The organism is Haloarchaeobius litoreus, from assembly GCF_024495425.1.
Classification (GTDB): Archaea; Halobacteriota; Halobacteria; order Halobacteriales; family Natrialbaceae; genus Haloarchaeobius; species Haloarchaeobius litoreus.
In genome coordinates, this window is sequence record NZ_JANHJR010000003.1 from 518,727 (window position 1) to 534,906 (window position 16,180).

General features: G+C 69.2%; 16 protein-coding genes and 1 pseudogene. 6 read left to right on the forward strand and 11 right to left on the reverse strand.

Translation table 11 applies throughout. The annotated features are described in order from the left end of the window. Positions 1–205 precede the first annotated feature (205 nt). The 6 genes from ftsY to NOW55_RS15085 all read right to left on the reverse strand — a co-directional run bounded on the left by ftsY (position 206) and on the right by NOW55_RS15085 (position 3,362). A complete protein-coding gene (ftsY, locus tag NOW55_RS15060; protein ID WP_256400936.1) occupies positions 206–1,357 on the reverse strand; it encodes a signal recognition particle-docking protein FtsY in 1,152 nt (383 codons plus the stop codon). A gap of 3 nt (positions 1,358–1,360) precedes the next feature. Next, complete coding sequence (gene pfdA, locus NOW55_RS15065) at positions 1,361–1,822, reverse strand: prefoldin subunit alpha (RefSeq protein ID WP_256400937.1); 462 nt, start codon at positions 1,820–1,822, stop codon at positions 1,361–1,363. Beyond that, positions 1,819–1,995: a 50S ribosomal protein L18Ae gene (gene rpl18a / locus NOW55_RS15070; protein ID WP_256296262.1), complete on the reverse strand. Its 177-nt coding sequence runs from the start codon at positions 1,993–1,995 to the stop codon at positions 1,819–1,821. Before rpl18a ends, pfdA begins: the two co-directional genes overlap by 4 nt. A 263-nt stretch (positions 1,996–2,258) precedes the next feature. Then, positions 2,259–2,924, reverse strand: coding sequence for a translation initiation factor IF-6 (locus NOW55_RS15075; protein ID WP_256400938.1), 666 nt, complete (start codon positions 2,922–2,924; stop codon positions 2,259–2,261). Between the two features lie 7 nt (positions 2,925–2,931). Continuing rightward, positions 2,932–3,210, reverse strand: coding sequence for a 50S ribosomal protein L31e (locus tag NOW55_RS15080; protein WP_089732351.1), 279 nt, complete (start codon positions 3,208–3,210; stop codon positions 2,932–2,934). Next, positions 3,210–3,362 (reverse strand): 50S ribosomal protein L39e, encoded by a 153-nt coding sequence (locus tag NOW55_RS15085; protein ID WP_089732352.1) that lies wholly within the window; start codon positions 3,360–3,362, stop codon positions 3,210–3,212. The genes NOW55_RS15080 and NOW55_RS15085 overlap by 1 nt, the downstream gene beginning before the upstream one ends. 148 nt (positions 3,363–3,510) lie before the next feature. On the opposite strand from NOW55_RS15085, the gene NOW55_RS15090 reads away from it, so the two are divergent. Further along, a complete protein-coding gene (locus NOW55_RS15090) occupies positions 3,511–4,137 on the forward strand; it encodes a hypothetical protein (protein WP_256400939.1) in 627 nt (208 codons plus the stop codon). On the opposite strand, the gene thpR is transcribed toward NOW55_RS15090, so the two are convergent. Continuing rightward, complete coding sequence (gene thpR / locus NOW55_RS15095; RefSeq protein WP_256400940.1) at positions 4,134–4,688, reverse strand: RNA 2',3'-cyclic phosphodiesterase; 555 nt, start codon at positions 4,686–4,688, stop codon at positions 4,134–4,136. The genes NOW55_RS15090 and thpR overlap by 4 nt on opposite strands. 121 nt (positions 4,689–4,809) lie before the next feature. Between thpR and NOW55_RS15100 the strand changes: the two are divergent. The 4 genes and pseudogenes from NOW55_RS15100 to NOW55_RS15115 form a co-directional block, all read left to right on the forward strand. Continuing rightward, positions 4,810–5,535 (forward strand): annotated as a pseudogene (locus NOW55_RS15100) (tetratricopeptide repeat protein); the annotation flags it as partial. A gap of 2 nt (positions 5,536–5,537) precedes the next feature. Next, positions 5,538–5,831: a DUF424 domain-containing protein gene (locus NOW55_RS15105; RefSeq protein WP_256400942.1), complete on the forward strand. Its 294-nt coding sequence runs from the start codon at positions 5,538–5,540 to the stop codon at positions 5,829–5,831. Positions 5,832–6,012: 181 nt separating this feature from the next. Next, positions 6,013–7,596: a phosphoglycerate dehydrogenase gene (serA, locus tag NOW55_RS15110; RefSeq protein WP_256400943.1), complete on the forward strand. Its 1,584-nt coding sequence runs from the start codon at positions 6,013–6,015 to the stop codon at positions 7,594–7,596. 176 nt (positions 7,597–7,772) lie between these two features. Further along, positions 7,773–13,121: an outer membrane protein assembly factor BamB family protein gene (locus tag NOW55_RS15115; RefSeq protein ID WP_256400944.1), complete on the forward strand. Its 5,349-nt coding sequence runs from the start codon at positions 7,773–7,775 to the stop codon at positions 13,119–13,121. Positions 13,122–13,178: 57 nt separating this feature from the next. On the opposite strand, the gene NOW55_RS15120 is transcribed toward NOW55_RS15115, so the two are convergent. The 4 genes from NOW55_RS15120 to NOW55_RS15135 form a co-directional block, all read right to left on the reverse strand. Further along, positions 13,179–13,478, reverse strand: coding sequence for a hypothetical protein (locus NOW55_RS15120; RefSeq protein ID WP_256400945.1), 300 nt, complete (start codon positions 13,476–13,478; stop codon positions 13,179–13,181). An 88-nt stretch (positions 13,479–13,566) separates the two neighbouring features. Beyond that, positions 13,567–14,826 (reverse strand): threonine synthase, encoded by a 1,260-nt coding sequence (gene thrC / locus NOW55_RS15125; protein ID WP_256400946.1) that lies wholly within the window; start codon positions 14,824–14,826, stop codon positions 13,567–13,569. A 68-nt stretch (positions 14,827–14,894) separates the two neighbouring features. Next, complete coding sequence (locus NOW55_RS15130) at positions 14,895–15,275, reverse strand: helix-turn-helix domain-containing protein (RefSeq protein WP_256400947.1); 381 nt, start codon at positions 15,273–15,275, stop codon at positions 14,895–14,897. A 58-nt stretch (positions 15,276–15,333) separates the two neighbouring features. Further along, a complete protein-coding gene (locus tag NOW55_RS15135) occupies positions 15,334–15,579 on the reverse strand; it encodes a DUF8001 family protein (RefSeq protein ID WP_368407778.1) in 246 nt (81 codons plus the stop codon). Between the two features lie 120 nt (positions 15,580–15,699). Here NOW55_RS15135 and NOW55_RS15140 point away from each other — a divergent pair, with 120 nt between their 5' ends. Then, complete coding sequence (locus tag NOW55_RS15140) at positions 15,700–16,170, forward strand: histidine kinase (RefSeq protein WP_256400949.1); 471 nt, start codon at positions 15,700–15,702, stop codon at positions 16,168–16,170. Positions 16,171–16,180 lie beyond the last annotated feature (10 nt).

The following is a 16,180-nucleotide window of genomic DNA, read 5'->3' on the forward strand; positions in this document are numbered from 1 at the left end:
GACCCCGTCCGTGCGGCCACGAATCGCAACCAACCCCTCGATTTGACTACCGAAACTGGCTTCTGGGACCGCTTTTAACCCCGGTCGTCGTACCGTCGTGTGCAGCCTGTCGCCAGCTGTCATCCCACCCCACTTCCATCATCCCGATGGCATCCTGGCGATACATCTCTCTTTCGCGCGAGCCGACCGCAGAAACGGGGAGTCGCTACTCGTCGTCGCCGAGCAGCCGCGCCACGACGACCTCCGGGTCGAACCGTTCGAGGTGGTCGTAGCCCTGCCCGACCCCGAGGAACAGGATGGGCTTGCCCGTGACGTGGGCGACCGAGATGGCCGCGCCGCCGTTGGAGTCGGCGTCTGCTTTCGTCAGGATGGAGCCGTCGATGCTGACGGCCTCGTCGAACTGCTCGGCGCGGCGGACCGCGTCCTGCCCGGCGACGGCCTCGTCGACGAACAGCGTCATGTCGGGGCCGACGACCCGCCCGATCTTCTCGAGCTGGTCCATCAACCCCTCGTTCGTGTGCAGCCGACCCGCCGTGTCGCCCAGCACCACGTCCACGTCGTTCGCCTCGGCGTACTCGACGGCGTCGTAGATGACCGCCGCCGGGTCACCGCCCTGCTGGTGCGAGATGAGCTTCCGGTCGAGCGCCGCCGCGTGCTCGCCGATCTGCTCGTTCGCGCCGGCACGGTAGGTGTCCCCGTTCGCGAGCACCGACGAGTAGCCCCGTTCCGCGAGGTAGCGGGACATCTTCGCGATGCTCGTCGTCTTCCCGACGCCGTTGACGCCGGTGAAGATGATGACCAGCGGTTTGTCCGCATCCGCGATGCGCTGGTCGAAGTCGAACTGGCCGACCGAGATGACGTCCAGGAGCGCCTCGCGCAGCGCGTCCTCGACGATGCTCCCGGTCGACTCGGTGAACTTCCGGCGCTCGCCGACGAGCTCCTCCTCGACGCGGTCGAGGATCTCCTCGGCGACGCTCATCTCGACGTCGGACTCGAGCAGCGCCATCTTGAGGTCCCAGAGCGGCTCCTCCAGGTCCTCCTCCTCGATGACGAACTTGCCCGTCGCCGCGGCCTTCACCTTCGCGCCGAGGCCCGTGGACGTCTCGCCCGCTTCGGGCTCGGCGGCCTCGTCGCCCGACGTGTCCGCAGCCTCGGGGTCGACGGCCTCGTCGCCCGACGTGTCCACTGCCTCGGGCTCGGCGGCGTCGGCCTCTCCGACCGGCTCCGCCGCCGCGGCCTCCGCAGTCTCGCCCTCGGGAGCCTCGGTCGCGGCCTCCTCCTCGGCGGCCTTCTCCTCGGCGGTCTCCTCGACGTCCTCGCGGAAACTGCCGAGCTTCTCCTTCAGGCTGTCGAACATCGCTTACTCGTCGTCGGCCTCTTCCTGCTGCTGGGCCTGCTGCATCTGCTGCTGGAGCTGCTGCTGCTGGGCCTGCTGGGCCTGCTGCTGGAGCTGCTCGTTCTCGCTCTCCAGCTCCGCGATCTCGCCCTGCACGTCCTCGATGCGGTCGTCGACGGTGTCCTTCTTCGCCTCGAGGGTGTCGATAGCGCCGTCCTGGTCGCGCTCCGCCGCGTAGCCGCCGCCGAGGCCGACGACGATCTCGTCGATGTCCTCGACCGTCGCGCGGATGTACGCGTCGCCGCCGAGCGGCACCTGCACGACCGAGTCCGTCTCGAGCGTCTCCAGCGCCTCGATGGCCTCGTTCATCTCCGTCTTCTCGTCGCGAAGGCCCTCGACCTCGCCCTCGAGCTCCTCGATCTCCTGCTGGATGGCCTGCATCTCCTGCTGGAGCTGCTGCATCTGACCGCCGCCACCGCCCATCATTGTGCCTCGACCTCCGTGACGTCCATCTGCGCACGCTTCAGGTTGTGCTGGCTGCCGAACGTCGCGAACGTGCGCTCACGCGCGACGTTCTCGTTCGGGGCCTCGACTGTCGTCTCGAAGGGGCGGTCCCCCTCGCGTGCCTGAAACGTCCCGCGAACAGTAAACTGACTCATGGACGCTACTCGGTCGGGCAGATGGAAGAATGTTCCCTTCTGTCCGTGCGCGTGTCGATTCGAGGTGGTGTTCCGGAATCCCTCCGCAGGTGAGTTCGACGGGGACGTGTCCGACTCGAAAGCCCCGCCACTCGTGGGAACCGCTGGTCCCGACAACAACCAGACAGTCCCGCCCCGCGCAGCACCCTCGCCAGCGCGCGCCGGCGGTCGAACACACTACTCGTCAACAACCAGTCGAAAATCGACAGCAGAAACGCCGGAGCTCAGTCCACGAGGCCGAGCGCGTCCTCGATGCGGCCGAGCTCGGGGCCGGTGGTGTCCTCGCCGGCGACGTAGCCGTGGTCGTTGACGACGAGGCCGGAGCCGACGAGCGGTGCGCCGTAGTTGACGGTGCCGACGTCGGCCGGGACGCCGAGCAGGTCCTCGAGCGCGTCGAGCTCCTCGTCGGTCGACTTGGGGTGACAGAGCACGCCCTTGTTCGTCGCGACGGCGGCGGTGCCGACGGTACGGACGCCAGCGAGGTCGCCGCGCTCGACGGGCACGTCGAGGGTGTCCTCGACGACGGCGACGGCCTCGTCCGAGAGGTTCGGGTGGACGTACGCGCCGGTGTCGTTGGCGAGGACGATGTTCCCGGCGGCGTTGTGCCGGCCGGGGAGCTCGCCGAGCGTGCCGTCGATGGCGTCCTCGAGACGCTCGCGCTCGTTGTCGCGGATGCGGCTGGTGACGACCAGGCCGTTGGAGTTACCGACGGCTAGAGCGCCGACGGTGGAGGAGCCGGCGACGTTCGTGGGGATGGCCGGCACCGCGAGCTCGTCGGCGAGCTGGTCCACGAGGGACTCGTCGAGGTCGGGGCGACACAGCAGACAGGTGTCGGTGGCCCGCGCGAACACGCCGACGTAGGGAGACCCGGCGAACGCGGTCCGTAGCACGGCTGCGTTACTCCGCGTGTTCGGCTTCCACGATCGACTCGCCGTCCTCGTCGAAGCGGGCGGCGCGAACGCGGAGCTTGCTCGGGGGCTTCTTCCGACCGCGCGACCAGACCGCCTCGTTGATGGAGGGGTCGAGGCGCACGGCGTCGCCGTCGACGCTGAAGTGCTGTGCGAGGTGGTCCCGGATGAGGGACATCGCCTTGTCGGCGCGCTTGTGCTTCGCCTCCGCGTTCACGTCGCGGAGCGGCACGGTGATGACGCGCTCCTCGAAGTCGTTCGCGCTCATTATTCGTCGGTGTCGTTACGCCGCCAGTTCCGGCGCTTGTAGTTGCGCTGGGTCTCCATGTCGGTCTTCAGCATGACCCATGCGGGCACCCGGCTGTTCTGTCGCTCGAGCTTGGCGAGGCGCTTTTTCTTCGCCTTCGACTTCTTACCCATAGTGCCCGCAGATACCCCGCCCGCGTTTATAGTGTTGTTCTTTTCGAGCCGACACGGCGGGCCGGACTGGCGTTGCGCGTACACCAGTTCCACAGTTGCCACGTTGCCGAAGGGGTTTGACCGTCGCGCGCGTACACACAGATTGGCTATGAACGAACGGGACACCATGACGGATTCGCACGACGGGTGGACACGCACACGTCGTCGATTCCTGCGAGGTGCCGGGACGGCCGCGTTCGCCAGCGCGGCGGGGCTTGGCCTGGCGACCGCCCCGTCGGCAGCGCAGTCGTTACTCAGCCGGCAGATGGTGTTCGAGGAGATTCCGGAGGAGCTCGTTACCGCCGGCCACTACGTCGTCATCACGGACCAGTTGGACGACGACGAGGCCAGTCTCGACCCGTCAATGGTCGATAACTGCGACATCGCGGCGTTCGGCCCCGAGGAAACCCGAACCTATGAGGCTCTCATCGTCAACCGACTGGCACAGGACCCCACCGACTACGAGCGCGAGATACTGACCAACGCACGGGAGCCGCCCGTCCAGGTCGGCTCGGTGTTCATCATCAGCACCATCGAGCCGTGCTCGGGTGGGTACGTCACCGTCGACGCGGAGGCCATCTCCGAGTCGTCCGTCCCGCTCGGGACCGAGACGCCTACCGGTGGGTCAGGCGACGCGGGCGGCGGCCCCATCCCGGGCTTCCGGGCGACCGGCGCGGTCGCCGCACTCGCCGGGCTGGTCGGGCTCGGTCGACTGTACGGCGGGTCGGAGGACTAGAGCGAGAACTTCGCGACGGTCTCGTACTCCGGGCCGTCGTCGGTCAGCGTGCTCTCGGTCAGCCTGACCTCGTCGACCTGCATCGAGCCGGCCGACGGGTCGGTCTCGCGGACCAGCTCCTGCACGCGCTCCTTGCCGCCCGCGTGACGCATCCGCCCGAGGGTGACGTGCGGTGTGAACGCGTTGTCCTCGGGCGAGAAGCCGATGGCCGTCGTCTCGGCCTCGATGCCCTCGTGGAGCGCGACGAGTTCGTCCGTCCCGTCGCTGACCCCGAGCCAGACGACGTTGATGTAGTCGAGCGAGGGGAACACGCCGAGACCGCCGAACGTCGCCTCGAACGGCTCGACCTCGGCGCGATCGACGCCAGCGGCGACGGCGTCCTCGACCCGTCCGAGGCGCGCCTCGCTCACCTCGCCGAGGAACTTGAGCGTGACGTGGACGTGCTCGGGGTCAGTCGGGTCCAGCCCGCTGGTGTCCGCGAACCGCTCCTGTACCGACGCCACGTCGTCGGCGAGGTCCGGCGGGAGATCGACACTGACGAACAGTCGCATGGCCCACCAGATGCCCGACTGCGACTTGAAACTATCCTCCGTTCAATCGCAAGCAGTGACCGGGTTCTCACCCGGTCTGCACGTCGCAACCCTTACCCGTCCGGACCGCCAACCGCGGTGTATGACCGACGAGGAGCGAAAACACGAGTTCTCCGAGGGTCAGGGCTTCTCCGACCCGTACGAGGGCTTCGACCTCGACCCCCCCGAGCTGGGCGTCGACCCGAGCAAGGTCGACCCCGTCGACTCCCGCGTCGTCACCGACGTGCTCGACCGGGAGAACCTCGACAGCGGCAACGTCGACGCCGACGCGCTCATCGACGTCGGCCTGAACTACATGGGCATCAACCGCCACGAGCAGGCCGCCGACGCGTTCGAGCGCGCCGCCCGCTTCGCCGACGACGAACTCGTCGAGCAGGAGGCCTGGGTGAACAAGGGCGTCGCCCACGCCGAGATGGAGGAGTGGGACGCCGCCATCGGCGCGTACCGCGAGGCGCTGCACATCGACGACGACTCCGAGCACGCCGCCTCCGCCGAGACGAACCTCGCCTACGCGCTCTGGGAGTCCGGCGACGTCTCCCAGGCGCTCGAACACGCCGAGCGTGCCGTCGAGCTCGACTCGCGGTTCGCACAGGCGTGGTACAACCGCGGCTTCTTCCTGCTCGAACGCGGGCTGGCCGAGGACGCGCTGAACTGCCTCGACAACGCCATCCGGCTCGACATGCGTAACGCCGACGTACTCGAGGAGAAGGCCCGCGCGCTGGAGGAGCTCGACAGACATCAGGAGGCCGAGGAGGTCGCCGAGGAGGCGGAAGCCATCCGTCGCCAGCAGGAGCGGGAGCTCGTCGACGGATGATACTCAACGAACGACACACCGAGGAGGGACTGCTCGTCTCCGTCTGCGACCCGGACGTGCTGGGCGAGACGTTCGAGGACGGCGACCTCTCGCTGACCGTCACCGAGGAGTTCTACGCGGGCGACGAGGTCGACGAGGACGCCGTCGTCGACAGCTTGCGCCGGGCCAGCGTCGCCAACATCGTCGGCGAGCGAGCGGTCACCGTCGCCATCGACGCCGGCATCGTCGAGGAGGCGAACGTGCTGGCCATCGAGGACACGCTCCACGCGCAGCTGCTCCGGCTCGGGTAGGCCAGGAGCACCCCACTGTTCTGTCCGTGCCGACCATTGACGGCCAGCCGCCACGGGTAGCGTCGGCTTACCCGACCGGCGGTCGGCCTCGATCCCCGTGCCCCGCGAGAACGTCCCGCACAGCGGCGCAACGCGGGCCGCTAGAGGAAACGTTAACCCGCCCGGGCTGGTTGCTTCCGGCATGAAGGTTCTCGTAACGGACCCCATCGCGGACGCGGGTCTGGACGTGTTCCGCGACGCGGGGCACGAGGTCGAGACGGCGTACGAGGTCTCCGGCGACGACCTGCTGGAGGCAGTGAGCGACGCGAACGCACTCGTCGTCCGGTCGGGAACGGAGGTCACCGAAGCGGTGTTCGAGGCGGCCCCCGACCTCGTCATCGTCGGTCGGGCCGGCATCGGCGTCGACAACATCGACATCGAGGCCGCGACCGACCACGGCGTCATCGTCGCGAACGCACCCGAGGGGAACGTCCGCGCGGCCGCCGAGCACACGGTCGCGATGGCGTTCGCCTCGGCGCGCTCCATCCCGCAGGCGCACATCCGGCTGAAGGGCGGCGAGTGGGCCAAGGGCGACTACCTCGGCACCGAGGTCAACGGCAAGACACTCGGCGTCGTCGGCCTCGGCCGCGTCGGGCAGGAGGTCGCCAAGAAGTGCGCCTCGCTCGGCATGGACATCGTCGCGTTCGACCCGTACATCTCCGAGGAGCGCGCCGACCAGCTCGGGGCCGAGCTCGCCGACCTCGACGGCTGTCTCGACCGCGCCGACTTCCTCACGGTCCACGTCCCCCTGACCGAGGAGACCGAGGGCATGATCGGCGAGGAAGAGCTCGCCCAGCTCGAGGGCGGCTACGTCGTCAACTGCGCCCGCGGCGGCGTCGTCGACGAGCCCGCACTCGCCGAAGCCGTCGAGGACGGCGTGGTCGCCGGCGCGGCGGTCGACGTGTTCGCGGAGGAGCCCGTGAGCGAGGACAACCCGCTGCTCGCCGTCGACGACGTCGTCGTCACGCCCCACCTCGGCGCGAGCACGGAGGCGGCACAGGAGAACGTCGCCACCTCGACGGCCGAGCAGGTCGTCGCCGCGTTCGCGGGCGAGCCCGTCATGAACGCGCTGAACGCCCCGTCCATCGACGAGACGGCGTTCCCGCGCGTCGAACCCTACATCGGGCTCGCGGAGACAGCCGGCAAGGTCGCCGCCCAGCTGCTCGACGACCGCATCTCCAGCGTCGAGGTCGTCTACCAGGGCGACATCGCCGAGGAGGACGTCGACTTCGTCACCGCCAGCGCGCTCAAGGGCGTGTTCGAGCCGCTCGAGTGGCAGGTCAACGCCGTCAACGCCCCGCGCATCGCCGAGGAGCGCGGCGTCGACGTCACCGAGTCCAAGACCCGCTCGGCGGAGGACTTCCAGAGCCTCATCACCGTGAAGGTCGCCGACGGCGACACCGAGGTCTCGGTCTGTGGTACCCTGTTCGCGGGCGACGACCCGCGCATCGTCCGCGTCGACGGCTACCGCGTCGACGCCATCCCGCACGGGCGCATGGTCGTCGCACGCAACGCCGACGAGCCCGGCGTCATCGGCCTCATCGGGAGCGTCATGGGCGACTACGGCGTGAACATCGCGGGGATGTTCAACGCCCGCGAGACCATCGGCGGCGAGGCGCTCACCGTCTACAACGTCGACGGCGAGGTCCCCGAGGACGCTATCGAGGAACTGCTGGCCGACGGGCGCATCATCGAGGTGCGCCAGATCGTCCTCGACGACGACTGACCCTTCGGGCGTTTGCCCACCGGCGGCCGTTACGGTTATCTCACCCTGGACTGTCAGGTGTGTTATAAGGCGAGCAGACATGGCTCTCTCAGACATCCCGGTAGTGGCGACGCTGCCGTCCGACGACGACGACCCGATCCGTAACTCCGCTCCGGCGACCACACGGAGGCCGTGACGTGCCGACCGGGGCCCGCAGACGGCTCTCGGCGCTGTTCCTCTGCCTCCTCGTCCTCGGCTCCGTCGGCACAGTAGCCGCTACGGGGACGGCCGCGACACCGCCGTCGGTCTCCTACGGCAGTGCGTCCGTCACACCGACGCCACTCGACGTGGGTAGCGCGGTGAACGCGAGCGTCGTCGTCAGCAACACCGGCGACAGCGCGGGCACGTACAACGTCTCGGTCTCGGTCGACGGGACCGTCCAGCAGTGGGCCAACGGCACCATCGCCGCGAGCACGACGCGGACCATCAGCGTCCGGGAGTCGCTCTGGGAGGCCGGCGACCGTACGGTCACCGTCTCGGGCGGCGGCGCGAGCGCAACCGAGACGGTGACCGTCCGGGCGGCGAACCCGACGTACCACGGCGGACCCGCCAACCTCGGTCACTACCCGGACCAGTACGGCCCCCGAAGCCAGCCCGTGGAGGCGTGGAACATCACCGACGGCACGCCGCAGGTGATGCAGCCGACCATCGTGAACGGGACGCTCTACACGGCGTTCCACGACGGCGGGAAGCTGTACGCACTCGACCCCGAGACCGGCGAGGAGCACTGGAACGCCACGCCCGGCGGTGGCTCCGGGTCGACCTGGACGACGCCCGCCTACGCGAACGGCGTGCTCTACCTCGGGAGCAACGACTACAAGCTCCACGCCATCGACGCCGACACCGGCACGGAGCTGTGGAACTACTCGACGCAGACGAACGTCCGGTCCGCCCCCGCCGTCGTCGACGGGGTCGTCTACTTCGGCAGCAACGACGGCAACGTGACGGCGGTGAACGCGACGACCGGCGAGGAGCTGTGGTACTACACGATGTACCAGCCGGTGCGCGTCGAGTCGAACCCCGCGGTCGTCGACGGCGTCGTCTACATCGGGGGCAGCGACTCCAACGTCACCGCGCTGGATGCCGACACCGGTGCGGTCGTCTGGCGGTTCCAGACCCCCCAGCAGGTGGAATCCGACCCGACGGTCGCCGAGAACACGGTGTTCGTCGGTAGCGACAACGGCTCGCAAACGGCTGGCCTGGGCCAGATATACGCGCTCAACGCCACCGACGGTACCCAGCGCTGGCGGTACGAGATGACCGGACACGTCGACAGCGGTCAGGTCTACGCCGACGGCGTCGTCTACGGCGCCAGTAGGGGTGGCGATCTCGTCGCACTTGACGCTGCCACTGGAACCGAGGTCTGGAACTACACGGGTTCCGACTTCTACGGCGCACCCGTCGTCGCGGGCGACGTGCTCTACATCTCCGACTTCGGGAACGGGACGGTCCTCGCGTTCGACGCGACCGACGGCACCGAACGCTGGCAGTACGACTCGCCGACGGGGAACACCTACCCGACGGTGCTCGCCTGGAACGGCTTCCTCTACTACGGCTCCGGAAGCCACTTCTACGCGCTCGAACAGCCCGCACCGGCCATCACGAACGTGAACGCGACCAACCCGAGCGGCCAGGACGTTGCCGTCTCTTTCGACTCGGACACGCAACTGGTGAACATCTCGGTGTCCATCTCGGGCGCGGGGAGTGCGACGCTGACCGAGAGCGACTTCACCGAGACCGGGAGCGTGGGGAGCTACACGTACACCGCGACGTACGCGGGCAGCAGCGACGGCACGTACACCGCGACCGTCGACACCGCCGAGGACTCGGACGCGAAAGACGGCGGCGACGGCGAGTCCGACAGCGTCACCGTCGACACGACCACGCCGACGGTCTCCGAGTACGCCGTCTCGAACCCCACCGGACAGGACGTGACCGTCTCGTTCAACGCAAGCGAACAGCTCGGGACCGTCGAAGCCACCGTCTCCGGCGCGGAGTCCGCCACGCTCACCCTCCCCGACTTCACCGAGACGGATAACGGCGGCAACTACACCTACACCGCGACGTACGCGGGCAGCAGCGACGGCGAGTACACGGTCGGGCTCGACACCGCGAGCGACGCCAGCGGCAACGACGGTGCAGGCGGCGAGTCCGACAGCGTCACCGTCGACACGACCGCACCGACCCTCTCGGACTATCTGGTGTCGAACCCGGACGGACGGACCGTGCAGGTGTCGTTCAACGCGAGCGAGCAGCTATCGATGGTCGAGGCGACCGTCGGCGACACCGAATCCGCCACGCTCACGACGGGTGACTTCACCGAGACCGGCAACGGCGACGGCACCTACGGGTACACCGCGACGTACACGGGGAGCAGCGACGGCAGCTACTCGGTGACGCTCGACCACGCGAACGACTCGTTCGGGCTCGACGGCGCGGCGGGCGAGTCCGCGAGCATCACCGTCGACACGGTCGATCCGACGGCCGACGCGGGGCCGGACCAGACGGTCGACGAGGACGTGTCGACCTCGTTCGATGGGTCGAATTCGACCGACACGGTCGGCGTGACGAGCTACGAGTGGGACTTCGGCGACGGCTCCGGGACTGTGACCGGCGTCTCACCGAGTCACACGTTCAGTGACCCCGGGACCTACACGGTCACCCTCACCGCAGCAGATGCCGCAGGAAACGAGGGGACGGACACGCTGTCGGTGACGGTGAACGACACGACCCCGCCGACGGTCAGCGACTACACGGTGCTGAATCCCTCGGGACGGACCGTGCAGGTCGTGTTCAACACCAGCGAGCAGCTCGCGACGGTCGAAGCGACCGTCTCCGGGGCCGGATCCATCGCGTTCACGACGGGCGACTTCGTGGAGGTCGACAACGGCGACGGTACCTACACGTACGGTGCACAATACGGTGGCTCGGCCGACGGGAGCTACACCGTCACCCTCGACACCGCGAGCGACGCCGCCGCGAACGACGGCGCGGCTGGCGAGTCCGCCAGCGTCACCGTCGACACGACCGTGCCGGTCCTCTCGAACCTCGCCGTGACGAACCCCGACGCCCAGAACGTGACGGTGTCGTTCCAGTCGAACGAGCAGCTCGCCGGCATCACGGTCGGCATCGACGGCGCGGAGTTCGCCATCCTCGACCGGTCGAACTTCACCGAGAGCGGGTCCGGCCCGTACACCTACACCGCGACCTACGAGGGCGGCAGCGACGGGCGCTACGGGGCGACCGTCTACGGGGCGACCGACGCCGCCGGCAACGACGGCGCAGGCGGCCAGTCCGCGGACGTACCGGTCGGGACCGCCGTCGTCTCCTCGTCAGTCGAGCACGTCTCGGGCAGCCAGCCCGACATGAGCAACGTCACGCTCGACGCGTGGTTCTCCGGTGGCCTGCTCCAGGTGCAGGCGAAGAACGCCACCACCGACTTCGGCGACTTCGACACCGGTCCGGACTACGAACTCGCCGGCCTCGGCGCGGACGACACGACGGTCCTTCGGGCGACGGTCACCGTCCAGAACGCCACGCCGCGTGCGCTCATCGGGAGTGCACACGACGCGACGTGGACCCGGACGAACAACGGCAACGGCACGTGGACGGTCGTCATCGAGGGCAGCCCGGCCGCGGTCGACTCCTACTTCGAGTCCGACGGCTCAAGCCCCGCAAGCTGGCCGGGGACCATCCGGGCGAACGAGTCACAGGACGCCGCGTGGAGCTTCGCCGTCGACGACCTCTCGCTCATGACTGCGACCCACCGCGAGCGGCTCAACGGCTCCGTCATGACCACCGACGCCCAGGAGTTCGGCAGCCCGCAGTACGACGATTCCGGGCCGAACGACCGGGTCGAGTTGCACGTGAAGGGGCCGCACTTCGCCGCCGACGGCACGAACAACACCGGCTTCTTCGAGGCGTTCCTCCCGCAGGCGCTGCTCGACGACTGGGGTGTCACCGCCTCCGAGCTCGCCGGCGAACTCGACGGGGCGAGCCGGAACACGACCGTCACGGCGGTCCAGGGCGGTGGCGTCCGTGTCGACTTCGGCATCCACTACTCCGCGGCCGACGCCGCCATCACCGTCGACACCGTCGCCCCGACCGCGGTGGCCGGCTCCAACGTGACCGTCACCGAGGACACCGCCGTCAGCTTCGACGGCTCCGCCTCGACCGACAACGTCCACGTCGCCAGCCACGAGTGGGCGTTCGGCGACGGCACGAACGCCACGGGCGAGACGGTCCAGCACACCTACAGCGAGCCGGGGACCTACACGGCGACGCTCACGGTCACCGACGGCAGCGGCGCGACGGACACCGACACCGTGACCGTCGAGCGCGCGAGCAGAGGTGGCAGCGGAAGCGGCGGTGACAGCGGCACGGACGACAGCGACGACGGCTCGGACGACGGCAGCGGTGACGGTTCCGCTGACGGCGACACGGTCGTCACCGTCGACCGGGACGGGGACCGGAACAACGAGTCGACCTCACCCGACGTGAACGCGCGGATGAACGTGACAGTCCAGAACGCTCGGGCGAACGAGACGGTCAGCATCCCGTTCACCGACGACGGTGGCGCGTCCGGGAACACCGTCGCGCGGCCCAATCTCTCCGTGACCGATCTCGGGATGAGCGTCAGCCGCGACGGCGACTTCACGCTGAACGTCACCACCGAGGAACGGGTCCCGTCGGTCACGCCGGTGAGAGACGACGGGGAGCGGTGGGTCCACGTTCCGGACAGACTCGTGGCCGACGACCGGGAGTTCGTCGAGGAGACCGGGTCGCGACCCGTCGGCTACGTCACGGTCGAGCACTCCATCGGCGACGGGGACATCGACGGCGTCGGCTTCACGTTCGAGGTGTCGAAGCGGTACCTCGACGAGCGGGGGGTCGACGCCGACGCCCTCGCACTCTACCGCGACGAGACGACCCGGTGGAACCGGCTCCCGACGACGGTCGTCGGCGAGACGGGGACTCACTACCGGTTCGAGGCCGACTCACCCGGTCTCTCGCGGTTCGCCATCGGCGTCGCCGAACCGGTGTTCGAGGTGTCGAGCGCCGAACTCGACACCGGGACGACGACCGTCGACGAGCCGGTGACGCTCTCGGTCGACGTCGAGAACCTCGGGAGTGCGGTCGGGACCGTCACCGTCCCGGTCACCGTCGACGGCGAACCCGTCGCGAGCCGTACCGTCGACGTGGACGCCCGGTCCACGACGACGCTGACGGTCGAACTCGCCCGCCCGGACGCGGGTACCTACGACGTCGCCGTCGACGGCGAGCCCGTCGGGTCGCTGGTCGTCGAACCGCGGTCGACCACGCAGCCGCCGACCACCACCGCGTCGGCGACCACGGTCGCGGACACCGCCGCACCGACGAGCGAGGCGACCACCGACGGCGGCAGCGGCCTCCCGCTCCTCCCGGTCCTCGGACTGGCAGCCGCGCTGCTCGCGTTCGTCGCGCTCGGCGCGTGGCGGCGGGAGTAACAGGGACGAGGACCCGGCCACGGTCCCGGACCGGACACCGTTTTCGCGGCTCGACGGCTACAGCGACAGCGCGCGCCTGATTCGGTCGGCCAGGCTCTGCCCGCCGTCGGTCCGGAGCTCGCGGTCCTCGTTCTCGTCGTGGGCCGCGAGCACGGTCTCGTACTGCTCTCGCATCGCGCTCACCTGTGCCTCGCGCGCGGCGAGGTCGCGTTCGAGCACGGCCACCTGCGCGCGGAGCGCGGTGGGGTCGGTCCGCGTCCGGTCGGGAGCGGTCCGCGCCCGGTCGGCGTCGCTTGCGTCGCTCGGTTCCTCCCCCAGCTGGGCCGTCGACAGGTCGGGTTGGGCGTTTCGGGACACGGACAGAGTGCTACGGTCACACAGTACAAAAATCGGCGGCAGACTCCCGAACGACGGCCGTCTGACTGGCCGGCGGAAGTAGTCGTCGTCAGCTCCCGAGGTGCTCCAGCACACCTGCGGTGTCGCCGGGCACCGGCTCGGGGTCGGCACCGGCCGCGGCGGCCGCGTCGGGGTCCTTCAGCAGGTGGCCCGTCGTCAGGCAGACGACGCGCTCGTCGTCGCCCACCTCGCCGCGCTCGCGGAGCTTCCGGAGCCCCGCCAGACTCGCCGCGGAGGCGGGTTCGACGCCGACGCCCTCGCCCGCGAGGTCGCGCTGGGCCTGGGTGATGGTGTCGTCGTCGACGGCGACGGCGGTCCCCCCCGTCTCGCGGATGCCGGGCAGGGCCTTCGGCGCGTTCACCGGGTTGCCGATGCGGATGGCAGTCGCGATTGTCTCGACCTCGTCCCAGCGCCGCGTCTCGTCGTTCCCCTCCTCGATGGCCTCGACCATCGGGGCGGCCCCGGCGGCCTGCACGCCGGTCAGCTTCGGCACCTCGTCGCGGTCCATCGCGCCCGCCTGGACGAGTTCGCGGAAGCACTTGTACAGCGCCGCGGTGTTGCCGGCGTTGCCGACTGGGAGGACGATGCGGTCCGGATACTCGCCGTAGTCCTCCCTGTGCGCCTCCAGGATCTCCAGCCCGATGGTCTTCTGTCCCTCCAGCCGGAAGGGGTTGAGCGAGTTGAGCAGGTACGCCTCGCCCCGCGACGCGAGGTCCTGCACGATGTCGAGGCAGGTGTCGAAGTTGCCGTCGACCTCGAGGATGCGCGCGCCGTGGAGGCTGGCCTGGGCGACCTTCCCGGCGGCGACCTTCCCGGCCGGCAGGAGCACGAGCGTCTCCAGCCCGGCCCGTGCGCCGTAGGCTGCGAGCGCGGCCGAGGTGTTCCCCGTCGAGGCGCAGGCGAGGCGGCCGACGCCGAGCTCCTGGGCGGTTCGGACGCCGACGGTCATCCCGCGGTCCTTGAACGAGCCGGTGGGGTTCATCCCCTCGTGCTTGACCCGGAGGCTCTCGACGCCGACCTCGTCCTCGAGTCGTGGGACGCGGTGGAACTGGGTGTCGCCCTCCGGCAGGGAGACGCCCTCCTCGAAGGGGAGTGCGGCCGAGTAGCGCCAGACGCCGCGGCCCTCGAAGTCGTCCCAGGTGGGCAGGTCGTCGTACCGCACCTCCAGCAGCGCACCGCAGTCGCAGGTGTAGCGGACCGATTCGAACGGCGCGTAGGCGTCTCCGCAGTCGATGCATTCGAGCCAGACGCCGTCGACGGCGGCCGGCGGTGCCGAGGGAGCCTCGGCCGAGAGCGAGAGCGAACTCATTGTCGGGGGGTGGCGCTACGCGGGGAAAAAGACGCAGGTTCGTGCGAAGTGATGCCGGCGTCGGGGGCTCAGGTCTCGCCGTCGAACGTCTCGATGACGCCGTGGACGTGCTCGGTCCACTCGTCGAGCGCGGTGTGGAGCATCTCCTTCGCCTCGGGCAGTTCGACGCCGGTGTACTGGTAGACGTAGCCGCCGGAGTCGAGCAGCCGGCGCTCGCGCTCGACGAGGCCGCGTTCGAGCAGCGTCGAGAGCGACCGGTTCACGTTGCTGCGGTCACGCTCGAGCTGGTTCGCCAGCTCCTCGACGGTGCTGCCCGGCTGGTCGAGCAGCATCAGGTACGTCCGGGTCTCGTGCTCGTGGATGCCGAAGACGCAGCTCATCACCTGCCGGAAGCCAGGCTCGGGCTGCTCGAGCAGGTCGCCGAGGTCGTCAGCGGAGGTGTCGCTCATGGGCGAACGCACGGCTGGCGTGACCTAAAGGCTACCCACCGCGGCATCCCCAACGCGGCTACTCCTCCCGCGACGGCGCGTACCCCTGGTTCTCGATGCACTGACGCATCTCGTCCTCGGTCTCGTGTCTGTGCAGCGTCGTCGGGGTGTCGCAGTAGAAGATCGTCCCGTCGTGTCTGAGCGTCACCTCGTGTTCCGACCCGAGCAGTTCGGTGACGATACGGACACGGCGTCCCTCCCGGAGGGCGGCGAGTATCTCGTCGGCTTCGAGCTCGCCGGCCCGGACGCGGAGCGGCTCTGTCATCGTCTTCATCTGCTCGCGTGGGGACCTTCGCTCTTTTCCCCCACTTCAGCGTTGTGGCCGATTGCGGTCGTCGCGCCATTCCGGGATACGGCTATGATAACATATAGCATCCGATACGGTATGGCATCCGAGACAACCACCGGGACGGTAGTCGGACGGAACACACGAATGGAACCGTGGCAGGGCGGCGTCGTCGGGGGGCTCCTCGGCGGTGTGGCCATGGGCGTCATGCTCACGATGCAGATGACACCCGTCATCGAGAACGCCATCCCCGCGATGTACGGACTGTCCGGCGGCGCGGCCGGGTGGGTGATTCACATGTTCCACGCGGCCATCCTCGGCGTGGGCTTCGCGGCGGTCGCCAAGCAGTTCGACCTCGACTCGCTCGGACCGAGCGTCGGCACCGGCCTCGCCTACGGCGTCGTCCTCTGGCTCGTCCTGGCGGTCCTGGTGATGCCCGTGTGGCTCCAGACCGTCGGCTTCGCGGGCGCACCCGCGCTCCCGAACGTGAACGTCCAGAGCCTCTTCGGTCACCTCGTCTACGGCGGCGTGCTCGGACTGGTGTACCCGTTCGTCACGTTCGCGGACTGAGGAACCGTCC

Bases quoted from the DNA above. Each gene is read 5' to 3' on its own strand.
- ftsY (WP_256400936.1), bottom strand. From the start codon at position 1,357: ATGTTCGACAGCCTGAAGGAGAAGCTCGGCAGTTTCCGCGAGGACGTC.
- pfdA (WP_256400937.1), bottom strand. From the start codon at position 1,822: ATGATGGGCGGTGGCGGCGGTCAGATGCAGCAGCTCCAGCAGGAGATG.
- rpl18a (WP_256296262.1), bottom strand. From the start codon at position 1,995: ATGAGTCAGTTTACTGTTCGCGGGACGTTTCAGGCACGCGAGGGGGAC.
- NOW55_RS15080 (WP_089732351.1), bottom strand. From the start codon at position 3,210: ATGAGCGCGAACGACTTCGAGGAGCGCGTCATCACCGTGCCGCTCCGC.
- NOW55_RS15085 (WP_089732352.1), bottom strand. From the start codon at position 3,362: ATGGGTAAGAAGTCGAAGGCGAAGAAAAAGCGCCTCGCCAAGCTCGAG.
- NOW55_RS15090 (WP_256400939.1), top strand. From the start codon at position 3,511: ATGAACGAACGGGACACCATGACGGATTCGCACGACGGGTGGACACGC.
- thpR (WP_256400940.1), bottom strand. From the start codon at position 4,688: ATGCGACTGTTCGTCAGTGTCGATCTCCCGCCGGACCTCGCCGACGAC.
- NOW55_RS15105 (WP_256400942.1), top strand. From the start codon at position 5,538: ATGATACTCAACGAACGACACACCGAGGAGGGACTGCTCGTCTCCGTC.
- serA (WP_256400943.1), top strand. From the start codon at position 6,013: ATGAAGGTTCTCGTAACGGACCCCATCGCGGACGCGGGTCTGGACGTG.
- thrC (WP_256400946.1), bottom strand. From the start codon at position 14,826: ATGAGTTCGCTCTCGCTCTCGGCCGAGGCTCCCTCGGCACCGCCGGCC.
- NOW55_RS15130 (WP_256400947.1), bottom strand. From the start codon at position 15,275: ATGAGCGACACCTCCGCTGACGACCTCGGCGACCTGCTCGAGCAGCCC.
- NOW55_RS15135 (WP_368407778.1), bottom strand. From the start codon at position 15,579: ATGACAGAGCCGCTCCGCGTCCGGGCCGGCGAGCTCGAAGCCGACGAG.
- NOW55_RS15140 (WP_256400949.1), top strand. From the start codon at position 15,700: ATGGCATCCGAGACAACCACCGGGACGGTAGTCGGACGGAACACACGA.